This window comes from Rhizobium sp. R339 (assembly GCF_002211395.1).
GTDB lineage: Bacteria > Pseudomonadota > Alphaproteobacteria > Rhizobiales > Rhizobiaceae > Rhizobium.
Genome location: NZ_LOKV01000028.1, coordinates 58592 through 76989 on the forward strand (window position 1 = coordinate 58592; position 18398 = coordinate 76989).

An 18398-nucleotide genomic window follows, 5' to 3' on the forward strand; every position below is an offset into this window, starting at 1 on the left:
TGATTACCGATAGACATCGCGGCGGTTGCCGATACGCACGATGAGGATTCGCACGGCCCCATCATCGATGCTTGCGATCACGCGATAGTCCCCTACGCGATACTTCCAGAAATCCCCGAGTTCGGACCCTTTAAGCGCCTCTCCAATGGATCGTGGGTCGTCCAGCCTTGCGACGCGGTCATTGAGAAATCGGAGTATTCGGCGAGCCGCCTCATGTCCGAGCTTCTCAAGCTCACGCTCTGCGGCCCGGTGAAACTCAATTCTCCATGCCATGACGCGTCATCAGCTCGGCCAGTGACACGGTATCACTCTCGCCCCGTCGAAGCTCTTCGAGGCGCTTTTCGACAAGATAAATATCTTCGAGATCATCGAGATGTTCGACAATGGCTTGACGCGCATAGAAGCTCTTGCTGCGACCCGTGCGCCTGGCGAGCTCATCGAGCCGTGCTTCGATATCCGGCGGCAATCGCAAGGCCAGCATGTTCGTTCTCCTGTCTGCTATACAAATATAGCATTCGACAGGAACAGAATCTACATCCGCTTTACGGTTGTCCGGACAACTCAGGCACCTTGCCCGTCAACGCCCACCCCGCTTGCCCATCACCGCCGTGCCCAATCGCTGGATCGCCTGGCGCAGCTTGTCGCCCTCGATGCCTTCCATCATGCCTTCGAGCTTGCGGGCGGCTTCGCCCTTCAGCGGCGGTGGCGTGCGGGAGCGGCGGACGGCTTGAGAGACCGGCTTCTGGACGATGCGGATCTGATGGACGGCGGCGAAGCCGAAGAAGCTGTTGATGCGCTGGATGAGTTCGCCCTGGGCATGGGTGAGGAAAAGCGCGCGCGCACCTTCGCAGGCGATCGTCAGCACGCCGGGGCGAAAGCTGCCGTCATCGCCGCCGCCGCGCGCCCAGGCGATCTTTTCCGGCCGGGTGCAATCGGCGAAATCCTCGCCGGCGATTTCGCTCCAGGAGCCGAGCAGAGCCGTGTTGATGCCGGCCCGGCGCGCCAGGACAGGATCGATCAGCCCGTTCGCCAGCTCGGAAATCTGCTTCACATCTTTGCGTGGATAACTCATCGAAACCCTTAAGCGGCGGCGCGATTTGGCGGGGCCGACTTGATCGCGCGACCTTGCTTCGCCAAGTATAGGGCCTTCCCCCTATCGCGGCAAATCATGACGATCACGACCCTCGACACGCCTTCGGCAAAACCCCTCCTCGACTGGTACGACCGGCACCATCGCGACCTGCCCTGGCGTGTCTCACCGGGCATGGCGGCGCGCGGCGTCAAGCCCGATCCCTATCACATCTGGCTTTCCGAGGTGATGCTGCAGCAAACGACGGTGCAGGCGGTCAAACCCTATTTCGCCAAGTTTCTGCAGCGTTGGCCCGCGGTGACCAGCCTCGCCGCGGCCGCAAACGACGAAGTGATGGCCGCCTGGGCGGGGCTCGGCTATTATGCACGCGCCCGCAACCTGAAGAAATGCGCCGAAGCGGTGGCTAGGGAATATGGCGGCATCTTTCCCGACACGGAAGCAGGACTCAAGTCGCTGCCCGGCATCGGCGATTATACGGCCGCCGCCGTCGCGGCCATCGCCTTTAACCGGCAGGCCGCTGTGATGGACGGCAATGTCGAGCGGGTGATCTCCAGGCTTTACGCGATCGAAACCCCGCTGCCGGCCGCAAAGCCCGTGATGAAGGAAAAGGTGGTGCTGCTGACGCCTGCGGCGCGGCCCGGCGATTTTGCCCAGGCGATGATGGATCTCGGCGCGACGATCTGCACCCCGAAGCGGCCGGCCTGTTCGCTCTGTCCGTTCAGAGGGGCCTGCGAGGCGCTGAAGTTTTCCGATCCCGAGCTTTTTCCTGTCAAAGCGGCGAAAAAGGAGAAACCGGTCCGTCAGGGCGCGGCCTTTATCGCGGTGACCGCCGATGGAGAAATCCTGTTGCGACGGCGAGGCGACAGCGGTCTGCTCGGCGGCATGACCGAGGTGCCGACGACGGCCTGGACGGCGCGCATCGATGGCGAGACCTCGGCGGAAGCCGCCCCCTTCGATGCGGCATGGCATGCCTGCGGCACCGTCATCCATGTCTTCACGCATTTCGAACTCAGGCTTTCGATCTACCGCACGGCCATCGCCGCCACGGTCGACACGAATGACGGATGGTGGGAGCCGGTCACAAATCTTGAAGCGCAGGCCTTGCCGACCGTCATGAAAAAAGCGATCGCAGTGGCTATTCCTCTCGCGTTCAAAACATCCAAGGGATGACCATGACTACTGAGATAAAACATATCGTTTTCGACATCGGCAAAGTTCTTATTCATTACGATCCGCATCTTCCCTTCTCCCGCCTCATCCCTGATGAGACCGAGCGCAACTGGTTCTTCGCCAATATCTGCACCCATGACTGGAACATCGAGCAGGACCGCGGCCGCACATGGCAAGAGGCCGAAGCGCTGCTGATTGCCCAGCACCCGGCACGTGAAGAGCATATTCGCGCCTTCCGCAAATATTGGCACGAGATGGTGCCGCACGCCTATGAGGACAGCGTCGCGATCATGGAAGGGCTGATCGCCGAAGGCCGCGACGTGACGATGCTGACCAACTTCGCCTCCGACACTTTCCGCGAGGCGCAGCAGCGTTTCCCTTTTCTGACCAAACCGCGCGGCGTCACCGTTTCCGGCGATGTCGGCCTGATCAAGCCGGATATCGCGATCTACGAGACACATACGAAAAGCTTCGGCCTCGCCCCCAAGGCAACGATCTTCATCGACGACGCGCCTGCCAATGTCGAAGGCGCCAAGGCCTTCGGCTGGAACGCCGTGCTGTTTTCCGGCGCCGAGAAGCTGCGCAGCGATCTTGCCGCCTACGGATTGAAGGTCTGAGAGCCATGGCTTTCGACCCGGCCGAAGAAATCGAACGCTTCCACGCCGCGATCAACGCGCTGGATTTCCCTGTTATCGAGGCCTATTTCGCCGAGGACGCCACCTATGTCTCAAACGGCGTCGGCAGCCTTGCCGGGCGGGGCGAGATCATGGCCGCCTTCCGGAAATATTTCGACGACTATCCCGATCAGACGGCGGAGAACTCGCTGGTCGAGACGCTGACGCCGCTGTCCGGCCGGGCCGTCTGGTCGCTGCGCGCCACGCACGGCAAGACGGGAAGGCCGCTGATCCGCGAGGGCGAGGAGACGATCACCTTCAACACAGAAGGCCGCATCATCCGCGTCGACGTCACCGACTACAAGGACTTCTAAAATAGAAGACGCCCGGGGTTCGAGCCCCGGGCGCCTTGGCCTTCTTCCGCAACTGGAGGAAACCGGAAGAAGGTATTTCGATCCCGCGAAGGTGCTGCTCACTCCACCTTTGCCAGATCACTGCGGATGACGGACCTGAGATCGTCGATCGGGCGCAGGGACTGCCCGTCTTCGAAATGCCAGAAGGTCCACCCGTTGCATGCATCGAGACCCTGCACCTTGGCGCCGAGACGATGAATGGAGCCGGCCTCGCCGCCTGAAGCCACCGTGCCGTCGGCGCGCACGATCGCGCTATAGCGGCGCTTGGCGTCGATCAGCACCTGGCCGGGCTTGATGAGGCCACTTTCGACCAGCACGTTGAAGGCGACGCGCACCTCGGCCTTCTTGCCGGTCATGACGGTGAGTTCCGCCTTGCCGAGCGGCTCGACGGCGGCGATGCGGGCGGATGCCGCATCGATATAATCCTGCTCGCGCTCGATGCCGACGAAGTGACGGCCGAGGCGCTTGGCGACGGCGCCCGTCGTTCCCGAGCCGAAGAAAGGATCGAGCACGATATCGCCAGGTTTGGTCGAGGCCATGATGACGCGGGCAAGCAGCGCTTCCGGCTTCTGGGTCGGATGCACCTTCTTGCCGTCTTCGCCCTTCAGCCGTTCATTGCCGTTGCAGATCGGGAACAGCCAGTCGGAGCGCATCTGCACATCGTCATTGGCGGCCTTCATCGCATCGTAATTGAAGGTGTAGCCTTTGGCCTTGGCGTTGGGGCTTGCCCAGATCATCGTCTCATGAGCGTTCTGGAAGCGGCGGCCCTTGAAATTCGGCATCGGATTGGTCTTGCGCCAGATGATGTCGTTGAGGATCCAGAAGTTCAGATCCTGCAGCGTCGCGCCGACACGGAAAATATTGTGGTAGGAGCCGATTACCCAGATCGAGCCCGTCGGCTTCAAGACGCGGCGGCAGGCGAGCAGCCAGGCGCGGGTGAAGGCGTCATAGGCCTCGAAGGAAGCGAACTGATCCCATTCGTCATCGACGGCATCGACCAGCGACTGATCGGGACGATGCAGCGATCCGCCGAGCTGAAGATTATACGGCGGGTCGGCGAAGATTACATCGACGGAGTGGCTGGGCAAGGCTTCAAGGGCGCTGACGCAATCGCCCTTGATGATCGTGTCGATCCAGGACTCCGACCGGGAACCCGGCTTGACGGAGGCCTTGAGGTCGGCAAGCGGAAAAACTGATGCCATTCTGATACTCACTCATACGCTTTACGCTTAACTCTCCGTTATGGTTACGCAACTTAGTTACCAAAGCCTGAAGGGGTGGCCGAATTCGGGAATTAATTCCGCAGCCGAGCGGAAGACATTCCCCATCAGGCGGCATCGTGAACGCTACGGCTATCCGCCGGCGCCTCGTCGCGTTCGAACATGCCGTAATCGCGCAGGACGCTGGCGATGCGCAGGCGGTAATCGGCGAAGATGCCGCCGCGGCCGGCCTGCTGAGCCGCCCGGTGGGCTTCGCGATTGCGCCAGTTTCGGACGGCCTCCTCGTCGCGGAAGAAGGAGAGCGAAAGCAGTTTGCCGCGGTTCGTCAAGCTCTCGAAACGCTCGATCGAGATGAAGCCGTCGATCTTTTCGAGCTCGGATCGCAACTGGCCGGCGAGATCGAGATATTTGTGGCGTTCGCCCATATAGGGCACGACTTCGAAGATGACGGCGATCATGGCAGCACCAGCCTGGCGTGAGGAGCGGAGACGTTTTTGAGGAAGATGCGGTCCTCCTCGAGGATGAAACGCTCGCGCCTGGCGAATTCGTAATTGTCGCGGCCGAGCGGGTCGGCGGCCAGTCTGGCGCGATAGGCTTCGTAGGCGGCGAGGCTTTCGATGTTGTAGACGCCGTAGGCCGTCGTCGCCGATCCCTCATGCGGGCCGAAATAACCGATCAGGTCGGCGCCGTTTTTCGGGATCGCCTGGCCCCATTTGCGGGCATATTCGGCAAAAGCCTCTTTCTTGAAGGGGTCGATCTGGTAGCGGATGAAGCAGGTGATCATCGTTTTCTCCTTTTGCTCCTTTTCGCACATTGCCCGACCGCGATGCTTCGGTTGCGATCGAAGTATGAAAGAAGGTCCGGAGATTGCGCAGGTGCTCAACATGCCGTCAGCCGAGAATTTTGGCAGGCCCGAATAAGGATGCAGCGGTCTGAGGGCACTCAAACAAGCTTGTCAAACGAGTTCGACGTTCCCGCCGCGGTTATATGCTGCTGCAGCGGACGGGTCAGAAGCGCGGGGTCCGTCACTCGAGACAGAACATTCGGGGAAAGGTCTGGTTGTAATTCAAGAACCTCGCGGATTGTCTTGCCGCTCGCAAGCACCTCTAGCGCCAGCTCGGCAGCGCGCTCATAGCCGATGAACGGGGTTAGCGCTGTGGCAACTGCCGTGCTTGCTTCCAGATGCCCTAGACATGCGTCTGAATTGGCCGTGATGCCAACGACACATTTCGTTCGCAACGTCTCAATGGCGTTGGTCAGCAATTCCAGGGAATGCAGAATATTATAGGCAATGACCGGCTCCATGACATTCAGCTGGAGCTGCCCTGCTTCCGAAGCGAGAGTGATCGTCAGATCGTAGCCGATAATCTGGAAGGCGACCTGGTTGACGACTTCGGGGACGACAGGGTTGACTTTGCCTGGCATAATCGAGGAGCCGGGCTGCAAAGGCGGCAGATTGATTTCGTTGAAACCGCCCCGCGGACCGCTGGAAAGCAGACGAAGGTCATTGCAAATTTTAGACAGTTTGGTGGCGGTACGTTTCAGCATGCCGGAGAAGAGAACGAAAGCGCCGGTATCCCAACACGCTTCGATGAGGTTTCCAGCGGCGCAAAGATGGAGGCCGCTGATCTTTCGTAGCTCGGCGACTACGAGACCTTGGTAGGCGGGGTTGGTGTTGATGCCTGTTCCGATTGCCGTTCCGCCAAGGTTGATCTCGTTAAAAAGGCAGGCGATCTCCGCAATCCGCGCGACATCTTCTCGAAGTGTAGCAGCGAATGCCTGGAACTCCTGCCCAAGCGTCATCGGAACCGCGTCCTGCAACTGCGTGCGGCCGAGTTTGACGACATCGGCAAAACTCTCACCCTTGGCCTCGAACTCCGCCGCAAGCCGCCCGAGACCCTGCACCAGACCGCCGTAAGACAGGAGGATCGCGAGCCGGATGGAAGTCGGATACACGTCGTTGGTCGACTGTGCCAGATTCACGTCGTTGTTCGGGTGAATGATGTCATAGCACCCGCGCGGCAGACCGAGGATTTCGAGGGCGCGGTTGGCGATGACCTCGTTGGCGTTCATGTTTGTCGAGGTGCCGGCTCCCCCCTGAAAGACGTCCAGCGGGAACTCAGCATCGTAGGCTCCTGACGCAACGTCATCACAGGCGGCGCAAATGGCTTCCGCCTTGGCTGGGTCCAGATCGCCAAGTGTCGCGTTGGCGCGCGCTGCCGCCTTCTTCACCCATGCCAAAGCCCGGATGAGGTTCGGAAAGTGACTGATCGAAATGCCCGAGATCGGAAAATTGGCGATGCCACGTCCGGTCTGCGGACCGTAATAGGCCAGGGCCGGCAATTCGATCTGACCGAGAGGGTCCCTTTCAATGCGTGGCGATTGGATCGAGTTGACCATTTGCTGCGTCCTCCTCCGCAAAAACTCTGCAGGCGAGATTGAAAGCCCGCGATCGCCGGATCAATTTGGCGGTGGCGAAGAAAATGACGCACAATGACGCAGCAACTGCTCATGGCCGCGTCGCCAAGGCAGAAGGTTTGGCTGATGGCTCACCGGGAATAGATCATGTCCCCGTCATCGCCGAGGTATTGGAGCACCTCGCGTGGTATCTGCGGAGAATTTGCCTCGAGCACCGTGCCGCCCGCCAGGTGTTCGCGTCTGATCAGTCCTGGACCACGATAGTGGAGCACGACCTTCGTGGCGTAGGGCTGCCGGAACTGGGTTGCGGCAATGCCGCTTGCAATGCCGAACATGAACTTTTTCGTATTCCTCTTGACGGCGGCGAACACGCCGGAGGTCATTTCGTTCCGCTGGATGGCCTCGACGTCGATGGTGAAGAAGCGGTCCTCCATCGCAAAGCATAAGCCATGATATTTGAAGATATATTCGGCTTTTCCCGGCTCCTCATAGCTGGGAAACCGCTCGACATAATAGTGCTGCAGGAATTCGCCGTTGCGGTAGATGCAGAAGACGGATTTGAGGATAGAGCCCTTGTAGATCGACGAGTATTGATAGCGGTCATAGACGCCCACGAGCTCCGGCTCATAGGCCGTCGTGCCGACCACCATTTCCGACAGGAATCCGGGCATCTTCTGCATCTGCTTGGCCGTCATCATCGCATGGAAGAAATTGCCGTCGACGAGGGTGCGCAGTTCCTCGGGATTCGAAAACAGGATTGATGTGCTCAGCCCGAAATGATTGGCGATTAACCGCAGGTTGGCGTCCGAGGGAATATGGGTGCCCGACAGGTACTTGTTGAACTGCTGACGGTTCATCTGGATCTTGCGGCAGATGGCCGAGATCGACCCGTGCTGCTCGCAAAGGGTGCGAAGATTGGCGGCAAAGATGTTGGCGTCTCGCTGCTTGAACTCCACGCCGCCCTCCTCTGCGCAAACTGATGCAGACAATGCGTCAGTTTGCGCAAGAAATCAAGGTTCCGCGAAATTGCAAAAGCACTATGAGGTAGGCGAGCATTCCAATCGCCAAGGCCACAGAATTGGCCGCAATTGGGGAACTACGATGAAAAACGCACTTCTTCTCACATCGCTGCTCGCACTCGGTCTTTCTTCGACCGCAGCTTATGCGGACAGCCTCGACGATATCATCGCCTCCGGCAAGCTGCGTTGCGCCGTCATGCTCGACTTCGCGCCGATGGGCTTCCGCGACGAAAAGCAGGAGCCGGCGGGTTTCGACGTCGAAACCTGCAATGATCTCGCCAAGGCCCTCGGCGTCGAGCCGGAAATCGTCGAAACGCCGCTCGGCGACCGTATCCCCGCGCTGCTTTCGGGACGCGCCGATATCGCCGTAGCGTCCGCCTCCGATACGCTCGAACGGGCGAAGACGATCGGCTTCACCATTCCCTACTTCGCCTTTACCTCGGTGATCCTGGCGCGCACGGATGCCGGCATCAAGACCTACGACGAGCTGAAGGGCAAGGTTGTCGGGACACCGGCCGGTTCTGCTGAAGGCCTTACGCTGAAGGCTGACGTCGAAAAGTGGAATGCTGGCGGCGAGTACAAGGGCTTCCAGTCCCAGGCCGACACCTATCTTGCCATGAAGCAGGGCCAGATTCAGGCCACGATCCTGCCGTCGACGCTCGCAGCGGCTGCCGTCAAGCAATACCCGGAGTTCGAGGTCGTCGGTGATGCCCCCTATGTCATCGACTATGTCGGCCTTATGGCGCTGCGTGGCGAGCAGGGCCTTCTCAACTACCTCAACCTGTTCATCAACCAGCAGGTTCGCACCGGGCGCTACGACGAATTGTATGCGAAGTGGATCGGTGGCAAGGCGGCCTCGCTGTCGGTGCCGAACGTCTATCGCTGATGGATCCCCGTTCCGAAGCCGGCGCCGCTGAAAGTGCCGTCGGCTTCGGTCTATCCGAGAGCACCCGTACATGACCTACAAATTTCACTGGTCTGCAGTGCAACGCGCGCTGCCCGACATGCTCTATGGTGCGCTGGTCACACTGGAGATCGCGATTACCTCGATGGTGATCGGCATTTTCTTCGCCGTGCTTCTCGCTCTGGCGGGTGGATCGAAGCATAAGAGCCTTCGTGCAATCGCCACCACATGGATCGAACTGGCCCGCAATACGCCGGCGCTGTTCCAAATCTATATGTTTTTCTTTGGTCTCGGTTCGCTGGGCATCCATCTCGGCAGCATGGCCGCCTTGCTTGCCGGGATCGCGTTCAACAATGCCGGCTATCTCGCAGAGACCTTTCGGGGCGGCCTGCGCGCTATTGCGCCCACCCAGACCCGAGCCGCCCGATCACTCGGCATGGGACCGACGCAGGCGTTTCGCTTGATCGTGTTCCCGCAGCTCATCCGCGTGACATTCTACCCGATCACCAACCAGATGGTCTGGGCCATCCTGCTGACGTCGCTCGGCGTGGTCGTAGGCCTCGATTCCGACCTCAACGGCGTGACGCAGGAATATAATGTGAAGACCTATCGGACTTTCGAATTCTATGTCGTCGCCGCCATCATCTATTTCCTGATAGCCAAGTTCGTAACGGTTTCAGCCCGGCTCGCCGCCTGGCGTCTGTTCCGGTACTGAGGGGAGGCACCGATGGATTTTCCCTCCCTGTTTGACACCGCGTTCACACACTTCGACCTCCTCTATATGCTCAGGGGCGCTGGCGTTACACTGCTGATCGCCTTTCGGGCCGTGCTCGGGGGGACGTCGGCTGGCCTGCTGCTTGGTTTGGCTCGCGCGAGCGCTCCCGGTTGGGTGAACGCGCCGATCGGCGCCATGCTCGATATCTTCCGTTCCGTTCCGCTCCTGATCCAGTTCGTTATGGCGAACTCGCTGAAGTCCGTTAATCGGTCTAAGCTGGGCTCCCTTCACCATCGCATGCGTCATGCTGGCGATCTATACGGCAGCCTATTGCACGGAGATCGTTCGGGCCGGGGTGCTTGCGGTTCCGACGACCACCCGCCGCGCCGCTCGCTCGCTCGGCATGACCTGGCGCCAGGACCTTGCCTATGTTGTGTTTCCTATTGCGCTACGGACATCCCTGCCCGGCTGGATCGGCCTCACGCTCAGCGTCATGAAGGATACGGCCCTCGTCAGCTGGATCGGAATCATGGAGCTGCTCCGCGCATCCCAGAGCATCATCACCCGCATCCAGGAACCGATGTTCCTCCTCTTCATCACGGGACTGATCTATTTCGCAATCAGCTTCCCTATCGCCCGCCTCGGCGCGCGGCTGGAAAGAAAGTGGCAGGCCAATGATTGAGATATCCAATGTGCATAAGTCTTTCGGCAATCTTGAAGTGCTGAAGGGAGTTTCGCTGACCATCGAGAAAGGTGAGGTCGTTTCACTGATCGGCGGTTCGGGGTCCGGCAAGTCGACGCTTCTGATGTGTATCAACGGACTGGAGCCGATCAACTCCGGCCGGATCGTCGTCGACAATGTCGATGTCCATCGACGGTCGACCGACTTGAACAACCTGCGCCGGAAGATCGGAATCGTTTTCCAGCAGTGGAATGCGTTTCCCCATCTGACGGTTCTCGAAAACGTGACACTCGCTCCCCGAAAGGTCCTCGGAAAGAGCAAGGCCGAGGCTGCGGCTGTCGCTAGACAAAAGCTTGAGCACGTCGGGCTTTCCAGCAAGCTTGACGTCTATCCTTCGAAGCTGTCGGGTGGACAGCAGCAGCGGATGGCGATCGCACGCGCGCTCGCGATGTCGCCCGACTATATGCTTTTCGACGAGGTAACATCGGCGCTTGACCCTCAGCTGGTTGGCGAGGTGCTGGACACCATGCGTATGCTTTCGGCCGAGGGCATGACCATGATCGTGGTGACGCACGAAATGGCCTTTGCCAAAGAGGTGTCGAACCGTGTCGCGTTCTTTCACCAAGGGAAAATCCATGAGATCGGGCCGGCCCGGCAGATATTCGGAGCACCCGAAAGGCCGGAGACGGCTGCCTTCGTCAATGCCAGCACGCGATGACGCAACAGCATTTCCAAGAAATCCATCCCACAATAATCGACCCATAAAGGAAGCGATCCATGGCTGAGCAAATCAAGGCGGCGAAAGCCCTCTCCGGCCCGAAGGACGATGCGAAACTCACCGAGACCGTGCTCGGGCTCCTTCGTCAGGTGCAAAAAGGCGGGAACGCGGCCGTTCGCGAATTGTCAAATCGTTTCGACGGCTTTGATCGCGACGACTATCGCCTTAGCCAAGCTGAAATCGATCAATGCGTGAACAGCCTCACCGCGCAGGAGCGCGCGGATCTGGACTTTGCGCAAGATCAGATTCGCAACTTCGCCCAGGCGCAGCGCGAAAGCATGCTCGACATCGAGGTCGAGACCCTTCCGGGTGTCGTCCTCGGTCATCGAAACATTCCGATCCAGAACGTCGGCTGCTACGTGCCGGGCGGCAAATATCCGCTGCTTGCCTCGGCACATATGACCGTCCTGACGGCTAAAGTTGCCGGCTGTGATCGGGTGATCACCTGTGCGCCGCCCTTCAAGGGCAAGATCGCCGAGAAGATCGTTGCTGCGCAGGCGCTCGCCGGCGCTGATGAAATCTACTGCCTGGGCGGCGTACAGGCGATTGCTGCGATGGCCTATGGCACCGAGACGATCGCGCCGGTCGATATGCTGGCTGGCCCGGGCAATCCTTATGTGGCCGAAGCCAAACGTCTCCTGTTCGGCAAGGTCGGCATCGACCTCTTCGCTGGTCCTACGGAAACGCTCGTCATTGCGGACGATAGCGTGGACGGAGAACTGGTGGCGACCGATTTGCTGGGGCAGGCAGAGCACGGCCCAAACTCGCCGGCTGTCCTGATCACCAACTCGCGGAAGCTTGCGCAGGATACGCTCAGCGAGATCGAGCGCCTGCTCACGCTGCTTCCGACCCGCGACATCGCAGCGAAGGCCTGGGAAGATTGCGGCGAAATCATCCTCTGCGACTCACTCGCAGAAATGGTCGCCGAGGCCGATCGTGTCGCCTCCGAGCATGTTCAGGTCATGACCGCAGACCCGGACTATTTCCTCAACAACATGAAGAACTACGGCGCATTGTTTCTCGGCGCGCGAACGAATGTGGCGTTCGGAGACAAGGTCATCGGCACCAACCACACCCTTCCGACGGACAAAGCGGCGCGCTATACCGGCGGGCTCTGGGTCGGCAAATTCCTGAAAACCTGCACCTATCAGCGCATCACCTCGGATGAAGCTTCCGCGCTTATCGGCCAGTATGGTTCGCGTTTGTGCCTGATGGAGGGATTCGTCGGACATGCCGAGCAGGCCAATATCCGGGTTCGCCGTTACGGCAGGGAGAATGTTGGCTACGGTATGGCAGCCGCACCGCGATCATCCTGAATGTGCCTCCCCGTTTTCGCACATTGCCTGACGGCCATGCTTCGGTTACGATCGAAGTATGAAGGAAGGTCCTGACATTGCGCAGATCGGCGCGCTCATCGGCGATCCCGCCCGCGCCAACATGCTGGCGGCGCTGACCGGCGGCCGGGCGCTGACGGCGACCGAGCTTGCCGGCGTCGGCGGCATCACCGTGCAGACGGCGAGCACGCATCTTGCCAAGCTCGAAGCCGGCGGGCTGCTTGCCCAGCGCAAACAAGGGCGGCATCGGTATTTCACGCTTGCCGACGAGGCGGCCGCGCGGCTTATCGAAAGCATGATGGGCTTTGCGGCCGGACGGGGACATTTGCGCCATCGCCCAGGCCCGAAGGAGCCGGCGCTGCGCAAGGCGCGCATCTGCTACGATCATCTTGCCGGCGATTACGGCGTGCGCATGCTCGACAGCCTCATTTCCTCCGGATCGATCGACGCGGTCGGAGACGGCCTTGCGCTGACTGAAAAGGGCGAAAGCGATCTCAAATGCATCGGCATCGATGTCGGCGCGCTCAGATCGTCGCGGCGCCCGCTCTGCCGTTCCTGCCTCGACTGGAGCGAAAGGCGGGCCCATCTTGCCGGCAGCCTCGGCAAGGCTCTGCTGGCAAGCTTCCTCGACAAGGGATGGGCGCGGCGGGCGGCCGAAAGCCGCTCCATCCTCTTCTCGCCGGAAGGCGACCGGCAGTTCCTGAAGCTTTTCCCGCTGGAAACTAGCTAGGCGCAACACGCACGCCGCGGAATCCGCCGCCGGCGATGTCGCTGCAAAACTCGCTCCATTCGCAACCCTCGCAGGCGCTTTTAAACTCTTCCATGGCGAAGCGCAGGCGAAGGCGGCGCAGAAGCCTTTCATCGGGCGAAATCCGCGTCCCCTGCCCGACTGTGATGCGGAGCAGGCGACCGATGGTTTCTGCCGCGGCCTCGTCTCGGCGTGCCGGGCCGGGACTGAAACAATGGGCCGACAGATCTTGCAGAAGTGGCGCGCAGATGTCGTCGGGGCCGGAGACGACTTCGATCTCCTCTCCGGCCGAAAGACGCGCGGCGATGCGGTGGTAATTGGCGATGAAGGCTGGCGTATAGCCTTCGCCGACAAAGGTCAGCATGCAGAGCAGATGATGGGCGCGAAGCCGGACGGTCAATTCAGCCGCGTCCGGCCGGCGTAGATGCGCAGGCCCTTCAGCATGGCGGCGGCGAGCGCGGATTTCAGCACGGCGCCGAGAATGAAGGGAGCAACGCCGAGAGCCCACGCCTTTTCCGTGCCGAGAAGAGAGGCGAGGTAGAGGCCGCCGATCGCAAGGCAAAGAAGATTGGCGGAAAAATGCGCGACGAAGCTCGCCACCACCCGGTCTCCTGTCCAGCCGTGCTCGGAAAGCCAGCCGGCGAGAGCGGCGATGACAGGGAAGGAAACGAGATAGCCGGCGGTCGGACCGGCGAAGGGCGCCAGGCCGCCGCTGCCGTTGGCAAGGACGGGCAAACCGAGCATGGCTTCACCGAGCCAGGCGAGCACGGTCAGCGCACCGAGACGCCAGCCGTAAAGCGCGCCGATCATGGTCACGGCAAAGGTCTGCATGGTGATGGGAACCGGCACCATCGGCACGGCGATCTGTGAGGCCAGTGCAAGCACCAGCGTGCCGGCGAGAACGAAGGCTGCTTTTACCGCCAGCGGCCTCGCGGCAAGACGCAACAGATCGAAGGCAAGGCCGCGTGACGGATCGGACAGGGACATAGGCTCTCCTTTTCAAATTATAGATAATTTCTTATATCATCTATTTTTATGAGAAAGATTCCGTCCAAATGCAAGCTGGCGGAGCCGACTCCGGATCATTTTCAACATCCGGAACTCGCAAGGTGGCGCAAACATACGCCACAACACGATGAAAAAACTGGATTATTCAACGAATTTTCGCCGCTGAAATTATCTATAATTTTCAGGAAAAGTCAGCCGACAATGGCGAAGGCCTCGGGCCTACCACTCTTTTGAGCGGATTGTGGGGCGCGGCCGATCCATTGCACATGTTTCTGCAGAATGGCGGCGGCCTCTTCGGCCTTGCCCTGGCGAAGGGCGGCGAGGATGGCCCGATGGTCGTGATCCGTCCGTTTTTCCCAGCCGGAACGCCAGGCGGAAAAGAGAAAACGGGCGCTGGCCGCATGCAGATCATCGATGGCGGCAAGCAGGCGCGGCATGACGCATGGGGAAAGGATCAGCCGATGGAAGCGGCGGTTGGCCTCCTCCCAGGCATGGACGTCGGCCGCGGCATCGCCCTCGCGCGCCGCCGCCTCGGCGGCATCGAGAATGGCGGGGGTCATGTGCCGGACGGCATGTTTCAGCGCCAGCACTTCGAGGGCGGCGCGCATCTCGGCGACTTCGCGCACTTCGGCGAGATCGAAGGAGGCAACGCGCACGCCCCGGCGCGGCTCGCTGATCGCCAGCCCCTGCGCCTCCAGCCGGCGGAAGGCTTCCCGCACCGGCACGTGGCTGGCCTGGAACTCCTCGGCGATATGGTCCTGCCGCAGGCGCGCGCCCGGAGGCAGTTCGCCGCGCACGATGCGCTCGGCGAGCACCCGGCTGATGCGGCTTGCGATTGTATCTTCCGGTTCTCTAGCCATGCACGTTCAGTAGCGGGCAGGTACCGGCTTGTCGAGGCCGGAGTGACCGTGTCTCGCGCCGCCGATCCTATAGCCGGCGCGGAGCCGCCCGCGTGCCGCATCCCAGCCATGCCGGAGATCAGGTTGAGCTTTGAACGGCCATCGTGTAAAGCCGCAGCATTCCCGGACAAGACCCAGACTTCCAGCAAGGCGTGAACATATGGACGGCTTCGACCTCATCATCTTCGACTGTGACGGCGTTCTGGTCGATTCGGAAATCATTGCGGCGGAAGTCGAATCCGAACTTCTGACGGAGGCCGGCTATCCGATCGGCGCCGAAGAAATGGGCGAGCGCTTCGCCGGCATGACATGGCACAACATCCTGCTCCAGATCGAGCGCGAGGCAAGCATCCCGCTTTCGGCTTCGCTGCTGGAGAAATCGGAAAAGCTGCTCGACGCAAGGCTGGCGAGTGACGTGAAGGCCATCGCCGGCGTCGAATTCGCTATTTCCAGGCTGCCGATGAAGCGCTGCATCTGCTCGAATTCGAGCACGAAACGGCTCGACATGATGCTGGGCAAAGTGGGTCTGAAGCCGCTGTTTGCGCCCAACATCTTTTCAGCCAAGGATCTCGGCGCCGACCGCGTCAAGCCGAAGCCCGACATCTTCCTGCATGGCGCGAGCCGCATGGGTGTCTCGCCCGACAAGACGGTCGTCGTCGAGGATTCCGTGCACGGCGTGCATGCGGCGCGCGCCGCCGGCATGCGCGTCATCGGCTTTACCGGCGCCTCGCACAGCTACCCCGCCCATGCCGACAAACTGACGGATGCCGGCGCTGAAACGGTCATCTCTCGCATGAACGACCTGCCGGGCGTCGTTGCAGCACTCGCTGCGTGGGAAGGCGTGCTTTAAGGTTTAGGCAACACCCTCTCCTCCCTCATCCCTGTGCTCGTCACAGGGATCCAGTGCGCCCAAGTCCTTGGGCGCGAGAGAACGCTTACGTCGACGGCAGTCATTCATGGCGCAGACGCGCCGTGGCTGGATTCCTGTGACGAGCACAGGAATGAGGGAGGTGGAGAGCCGCGCCTCGGAAGCAGACCCGATATTGCTCAGCTGCTCTTCTTGCTCTTGGCCGGCTGAGTGTCGAAGCCGATGTTGACACGGACCAGCGCGCCGGAGCCGACCGGCAGCTTGATGCCTTCCTTGCGGAAAATCACCTGCGCGCTCGCGGCACCCTGCGGGATCTCGGTCGGGAACTTGGTAACTTCGGAATAGAGCACGCTGTCGCCGTCGACGACGGAGATGCGGATCGGCAGCGTGACCGGGCCGGGGCCACCGGCCGGACCGGTGATGAGGCGCAGCTGCGCGACGATGGTCATCGTCAGGTTCGTGTCGTTCAGCGTGCACTGGCGGGTGTAATCGCCGACGGAGGCCTGGAGGGCAATCTGCTGCGGATCGTCCTTCTTGCCCTTGGCGTAAGTGCGGAAGATCGCATCCTGGTCGCGCATGAAGATCTGCGGGCAGGCGCCCTGAACGACCGGGGCCGTCGTGCCTTGCGCCGTCGTGGCCGTACCGATCGAAGGATTGTTCGAGGACGGGTTGGCAGGCGCCAGCGGCATGATCTGCGCGTTGCCGTTCGGCTGGGCCGGCGGCGGCTCCGTCTTGCTGTCGCCGCCTACGCCAAGCGAGTTGCAGCCGGCAAGCAGTGCAACGAAAGAAGCAGAGACGATGAGACGCGAGACCTTGCCGAGCACGATATTCCACCCCTTGAACAAGCGTTTCTTGGAGGCCCCATGTCTTTTTCGCGAGGCCTTTCACGACGGTTTGCAATGGTCTATATCAGCGGCGCAAACAAAAATCGATTGGGTACGCGCCGTTTTGATGCACTTTTCGCCGCCGGATGCGGGCAACTTCAACAAGATAACGGCAATGGTATGGCCTCACGGGCAGCGCCTTGCCGGTTTGCGGCAAAGCGGGCCAGGGCTGCGCCCGGCCGTATTTCCTCCAGCGATAGATCAAGGATAACGAACGTGGACTATATCTCGACCCGCGGCGAGGCCCCTTCCCTCGGCTTTTGCGACGCCCTGCTGACGGGGCTGGCGCGCGACGGCGGGCTTTATGTTCCACGCAAATGGCCGAGCTTTTCCAAGAAGGAAATCCGCAGCCTGCGGGGGAAGACCTATCAGGAAATCGCCTTCAGCATCCTGTTGCCCTTCACCAATGGCGAGATCCCCGACGACACGTTCCGGGCGATGATAGACGAGGCCTATGGCACCTTCCGCCATCCGGCGATCGCGCCGCTCGTCCAGACCGGGCCGAACAGCTTCGTGATGGAGCTCTTCCACGGCACGACACTCGCCTTCAAGGATGTGGCGATGCAGCTGCTGGCGCGGCTGATGGACTATGCGCTGGAGAAGCGCGGCGAGCGGGCGACGATCGTCGGCGCGACCTCGGGCGACACCGGGGGTGCGGCGATCGACGCATTCGCCGGGCGCGAGCGCACCGACATCTTCATCCTCTTCCCGCATGGCAAGGTCTCGCCGGTGCAGCAGCGGCAGATGACGACCTCGACCTCGGCGAACGTGCATGCGCTCGCCGTCGAAGGCAATTTCGACGATTGCCAGAACCTCGTCAAAGCGATGTTCAACGACGTGGCCTTCCGCGACAAGGTCAGGCTCTCGGGCGTCAACTCGATCAACTGGGCGCGCATCATGGCCCAGATCGTCTATTATTTCACGACGGCCGTGGCGCTCGGCGGGCCGGACCGGAAGATCTCGTTCACGGTGCCGACCGGCAATTTCGGCGATATTTTCGCCGGTTACTGCGCCAAGCGCATGGGCCTGCCGATCGACCGGCTTGTCATCGCCACCAACGAGAACGACATCCTGACGCGGACGCTGAAGACCGGCCGCTACGACATGAAGGCGGTCAAGGCGACGACGTCGCCGTCGATGGACATCCAGATCTCCTCGAACTTCGAACGGCTGCTTTTCGAAGCCTATGACCGCGACGCCTCGAAGGTGCGCGCGGCAATGGAAAGCCTCAAGCAATCGGGCGGCTTCGAGATCGCCCCCGAGGCGCTGAAAGCCATCCGCCGCGACTTCCGCGCCGGGCGCGCCAGCGAAAAGCAGGTGGCCGAGACGATCCGCAAGACCCATACCGAGACCGGCTATCTCCTCGATCCGCATTCGGCCATCGGCGTTTTCGTCGCGGCCAAGAAAGAAAAGCCGAATACGCCGATGGTGACGCTTTCGACCGCGCATCCGGCGAAATTCCCCGTCGCCGTAAAATCCGCCTCCGGTATTGACCCGGCGCTTCCGACGTGGCTTGCTGGTCTGATGGACAGGGAGGAGCGTTTCCAGATCATCAAGCCGGAGCTTAAAGCCGTAGAAACCTTTATCGGCCAGCACGCCCGCGGCGAGACGAACGCAGGCGCAGAAAGATAACC

At 61.0% G+C, this 18398-nt stretch carries 22 protein-coding genes and 1 pseudogene; 11 read left to right on the top strand and 12 right to left on the bottom strand.

Annotated elements, in window-relative coordinates:
* Nucleotides 1-3: 3 nt before the first annotated feature.
* The 3 genes from ATY76_RS30715 to ATY76_RS30725 all read right to left on the bottom strand — a co-directional run bounded on the left by ATY76_RS30715 (nucleotide 4) and on the right by ATY76_RS30725 (nucleotide 1072).
* Nucleotides 4-273, bottom strand: coding sequence for a type II toxin-antitoxin system RelE/ParE family toxin (locus tag ATY76_RS30715; protein ID WP_071087404.1), 270 nt, complete (start codon nucleotides 271-273; stop codon nucleotides 4-6).
* Nucleotides 257-481, bottom strand: a complete 225-nt coding sequence (locus ATY76_RS30720) for a DUF6290 family protein (protein ID WP_088678411.1) — start codon at nucleotides 479-481, stop codon at nucleotides 257-259. The genes ATY76_RS30715 and ATY76_RS30720 overlap by 17 nt, the downstream gene beginning before the upstream one ends.
* Before the next feature lie 96 nt (nucleotides 482-577).
* Entirely contained in the window at nucleotides 578-1072 is a 495-nt protein-coding gene (locus ATY76_RS30725) for a DUF721 domain-containing protein (RefSeq protein WP_039623073.1), read from the bottom strand.
* A 96-nt stretch (nucleotides 1073-1168) separates the two neighbouring features.
* On the opposite strand from ATY76_RS30725, the gene mutY reads away from it, so the two are divergent.
* The 3 genes from mutY to ATY76_RS30740 are packed head-to-tail and all read left to right on the top strand — an operon-like array spanning nucleotide 1169 to nucleotide 3248.
* Nucleotides 1169-2260 (top strand): A/G-specific adenine glycosylase, encoded by a 1092-nt coding sequence (mutY, locus tag ATY76_RS30730; RefSeq protein ID WP_088678412.1) that lies wholly within the window; start codon nucleotides 1169-1171, stop codon nucleotides 2258-2260.
* A gap of 2 nt (nucleotides 2261-2262) precedes the next feature.
* Nucleotides 2263-2877, top strand: a complete 615-nt coding sequence (locus tag ATY76_RS30735) for an HAD family phosphatase (protein ID WP_088678413.1) — start codon at nucleotides 2263-2265, stop codon at nucleotides 2875-2877.
* A gap of 5 nt (nucleotides 2878-2882) precedes the next feature.
* The gene (locus ATY76_RS30740) at nucleotides 2883-3248 is read left to right on the top strand and encodes a nuclear transport factor 2 family protein (RefSeq protein WP_088678414.1); all 366 of its coding nucleotides are present in this window, start codon (nucleotides 2883-2885) and stop codon (nucleotides 3246-3248) included.
* Nucleotides 3249-3346: 98 nt separating this feature from the next.
* On the opposite strand, the gene ATY76_RS30745 is transcribed toward ATY76_RS30740, so the two are convergent.
* From ATY76_RS30745 to ATY76_RS30765, 5 genes are all read right to left on the bottom strand, one after another.
* Complete coding sequence (locus ATY76_RS30745; RefSeq protein WP_088678415.1) at nucleotides 3347-4489, bottom strand: site-specific DNA-methyltransferase; 1143 nt, start codon at nucleotides 4487-4489, stop codon at nucleotides 3347-3349.
* Between the two features lie 125 nt (nucleotides 4490-4614).
* Nucleotides 4615-4965, bottom strand: a complete 351-nt coding sequence (locus tag ATY76_RS30750) for an antibiotic biosynthesis monooxygenase (protein ID WP_088678416.1) — start codon at nucleotides 4963-4965, stop codon at nucleotides 4615-4617.
* Nucleotides 4962-5291: an NIPSNAP family protein gene (locus ATY76_RS30755; protein ID WP_088678417.1), complete on the bottom strand. Its 330-nt coding sequence runs from the start codon at nucleotides 5289-5291 to the stop codon at nucleotides 4962-4964. Before ATY76_RS30755 ends, ATY76_RS30750 begins: the two co-directional genes overlap by 4 nt.
* Nucleotides 5292-5449: 158 nt before the next feature.
* Nucleotides 5450-6907 (bottom strand): aspartate ammonia-lyase, encoded by a 1458-nt coding sequence (locus ATY76_RS30760; RefSeq protein ID WP_088678418.1) that lies wholly within the window; start codon nucleotides 6905-6907, stop codon nucleotides 5450-5452.
* 149 nt (nucleotides 6908-7056) lie between these two features.
* Nucleotides 7057-7881 (bottom strand): helix-turn-helix transcriptional regulator, encoded by an 825-nt coding sequence (locus ATY76_RS30765; protein WP_088678419.1) that lies wholly within the window; start codon nucleotides 7879-7881, stop codon nucleotides 7057-7059.
* 145 nt (nucleotides 7882-8026) lie between these two features.
* On the opposite strand from ATY76_RS30765, the gene ATY76_RS30770 reads away from it, so the two are divergent.
* The 6 genes and pseudogenes from ATY76_RS30770 to ATY76_RS30795 all read left to right on the top strand — a co-directional run bounded on the left by ATY76_RS30770 (nucleotide 8027) and on the right by ATY76_RS30795 (nucleotide 13087).
* Nucleotides 8027-8830 carry a transporter substrate-binding domain-containing protein gene (locus ATY76_RS30770; protein ID WP_088678420.1) on the top strand — a complete coding sequence of 268 codons (804 nt, stop codon included), beginning with the start codon at nucleotides 8027-8029 and terminating at the stop codon, nucleotides 8828-8830.
* Between the two features lie 70 nt (nucleotides 8831-8900).
* Nucleotides 8901-9563, top strand: coding sequence for an amino acid ABC transporter permease (locus tag ATY76_RS30775; protein WP_088678421.1), 663 nt, complete (start codon nucleotides 8901-8903; stop codon nucleotides 9561-9563).
* A 27-nt stretch (nucleotides 9564-9590) separates the two neighbouring features.
* Nucleotides 9591-10245 (top strand): annotated as a pseudogene (locus ATY76_RS30780) (amino acid ABC transporter permease).
* Complete coding sequence (locus tag ATY76_RS30785) at nucleotides 10238-10963, top strand: amino acid ABC transporter ATP-binding protein (protein WP_088678422.1); 726 nt, start codon at nucleotides 10238-10240, stop codon at nucleotides 10961-10963. Before ATY76_RS30780 ends, ATY76_RS30785 begins: the two are co-directional and overlap by 8 nt.
* A 59-nt stretch (nucleotides 10964-11022) precedes the next feature.
* On the top strand, nucleotides 11023-12339 hold the full coding sequence (gene hisD / locus ATY76_RS30790; protein ID WP_088678423.1) for a histidinol dehydrogenase: 1317 nt from the start codon (nucleotides 11023-11025) through the stop codon (nucleotides 12337-12339).
* Between the two features lie 58 nt (nucleotides 12340-12397).
* A complete protein-coding gene (locus ATY76_RS30795; protein ID WP_088678424.1) occupies nucleotides 12398-13087 on the top strand; it encodes a metalloregulator ArsR/SmtB family transcription factor in 690 nt (229 codons plus the stop codon).
* On the opposite strand, the gene ATY76_RS30800 is transcribed toward ATY76_RS30795, so the two are convergent.
* From ATY76_RS30800 to ATY76_RS30810, 3 genes are all read right to left on the bottom strand, one after another.
* Nucleotides 13080-13469, bottom strand: coding sequence for a DUF1284 domain-containing protein (locus tag ATY76_RS30800; RefSeq protein ID WP_348627537.1), 390 nt, complete (start codon nucleotides 13467-13469; stop codon nucleotides 13080-13082). The genes ATY76_RS30795 and ATY76_RS30800 overlap by 8 nt on opposite strands.
* A gap of 32 nt (nucleotides 13470-13501) precedes the next feature.
* Nucleotides 13502-14092 carry a biotin transporter BioY gene (locus tag ATY76_RS30805; RefSeq protein ID WP_088678426.1) on the bottom strand — a complete coding sequence of 197 codons (591 nt, stop codon included), beginning with the start codon at nucleotides 14090-14092 and terminating at the stop codon, nucleotides 13502-13504.
* Between the two features lie 212 nt (nucleotides 14093-14304).
* On the bottom strand, nucleotides 14305-14973 hold the full coding sequence (locus ATY76_RS30810; RefSeq protein WP_088678427.1) for a GntR family transcriptional regulator: 669 nt from the start codon (nucleotides 14971-14973) through the stop codon (nucleotides 14305-14307).
* A 199-nt stretch (nucleotides 14974-15172) separates the two neighbouring features.
* On the opposite strand from ATY76_RS30810, the gene ATY76_RS30815 reads away from it, so the two are divergent.
* The gene (locus ATY76_RS30815; protein ID WP_088678428.1) at nucleotides 15173-15862 is read left to right on the top strand and encodes an HAD family hydrolase; all 690 of its coding nucleotides are present in this window, start codon (nucleotides 15173-15175) and stop codon (nucleotides 15860-15862) included.
* Between the two features lie 197 nt (nucleotides 15863-16059).
* On the opposite strand, the gene ATY76_RS30825 is transcribed toward ATY76_RS30815, so the two are convergent.
* Nucleotides 16060-16707, bottom strand: a complete 648-nt coding sequence (locus ATY76_RS30825; protein WP_190233776.1) for a hypothetical protein — start codon at nucleotides 16705-16707, stop codon at nucleotides 16060-16062.
* Between the two features lie 264 nt (nucleotides 16708-16971).
* On the opposite strand from ATY76_RS30825, the gene thrC reads away from it, so the two are divergent.
* Nucleotides 16972-18396, top strand: a complete 1425-nt coding sequence (thrC, locus tag ATY76_RS30830) for a threonine synthase (RefSeq protein WP_088678602.1) — start codon at nucleotides 16972-16974, stop codon at nucleotides 18394-18396.
* The last annotated feature ends 2 nt before the right edge of the window (nucleotides 18397-18398 follow it).

Excerpts from the sequence above, each read along its gene's own strand:
- ATY76_RS30815 (WP_088678428.1), top strand. The coding sequence starts at position 15,173 with ATGGACGGCTTCGACCTCATCATCTTCGACTGTGACGGCGTTCTGGTC.
- ATY76_RS30795 (WP_088678424.1), top strand. The coding sequence starts at position 12,398 with ATGAAGGAAGGTCCTGACATTGCGCAGATCGGCGCGCTCATCGGCGAT.
- ATY76_RS30775 (WP_088678421.1), top strand. The coding sequence starts at position 8,901 with ATGACCTACAAATTTCACTGGTCTGCAGTGCAACGCGCGCTGCCCGAC.
- ATY76_RS30740 (WP_088678414.1), top strand. The coding sequence starts at position 2,883 with ATGGCTTTCGACCCGGCCGAAGAAATCGAACGCTTCCACGCCGCGATC.
- ATY76_RS30760 (WP_088678418.1), bottom strand. The coding sequence starts at position 6,907 with ATGGTCAACTCGATCCAATCGCCACGCATTGAAAGGGACCCTCTCGGT.
- ATY76_RS30720 (WP_088678411.1), bottom strand. The coding sequence starts at position 481 with ATGCTGGCCTTGCGATTGCCGCCGGATATCGAAGCACGGCTCGATGAG.
- ATY76_RS30770 (WP_088678420.1), top strand. The coding sequence starts at position 8,027 with ATGAAAAACGCACTTCTTCTCACATCGCTGCTCGCACTCGGTCTTTCT.
- ATY76_RS30715 (WP_071087404.1), bottom strand. The coding sequence starts at position 273 with ATGGCATGGAGAATTGAGTTTCACCGGGCCGCAGAGCGTGAGCTTGAG.
- ATY76_RS30735 (WP_088678413.1), top strand. The coding sequence starts at position 2,263 with ATGACTACTGAGATAAAACATATCGTTTTCGACATCGGCAAAGTTCTT.
- ATY76_RS30800 (WP_348627537.1), bottom strand. The coding sequence starts at position 13,469 with ATGCTGACCTTTGTCGGCGAAGGCTATACGCCAGCCTTCATCGCCAAT.
- ATY76_RS30750 (WP_088678416.1), bottom strand. The coding sequence starts at position 4,965 with ATGATCGCCGTCATCTTCGAAGTCGTGCCCTATATGGGCGAACGCCAC.
- ATY76_RS30725 (WP_039623073.1), bottom strand. The coding sequence starts at position 1,072 with ATGAGTTATCCACGCAAAGATGTGAAGCAGATTTCCGAGCTGGCGAAC.
- ATY76_RS30810 (WP_088678427.1), bottom strand. The coding sequence starts at position 14,973 with ATGGCTAGAGAACCGGAAGATACAATCGCAAGCCGCATCAGCCGGGTG.
- mutY (WP_088678412.1), top strand. The coding sequence starts at position 1,169 with ATGACGATCACGACCCTCGACACGCCTTCGGCAAAACCCCTCCTCGAC.
- hisD (WP_088678423.1), top strand. The coding sequence starts at position 11,023 with ATGGCTGAGCAAATCAAGGCGGCGAAAGCCCTCTCCGGCCCGAAGGAC.
- ATY76_RS30785 (WP_088678422.1), top strand. The coding sequence starts at position 10,238 with ATGATTGAGATATCCAATGTGCATAAGTCTTTCGGCAATCTTGAAGTG.
- ATY76_RS30805 (WP_088678426.1), bottom strand. The coding sequence starts at position 14,092 with ATGTCCCTGTCCGATCCGTCACGCGGCCTTGCCTTCGATCTGTTGCGT.
- ATY76_RS30745 (WP_088678415.1), bottom strand. The coding sequence starts at position 4,489 with ATGGCATCAGTTTTTCCGCTTGCCGACCTCAAGGCCTCCGTCAAGCCG.
- ATY76_RS30755 (WP_088678417.1), bottom strand. The coding sequence starts at position 5,291 with ATGATCACCTGCTTCATCCGCTACCAGATCGACCCCTTCAAGAAAGAG.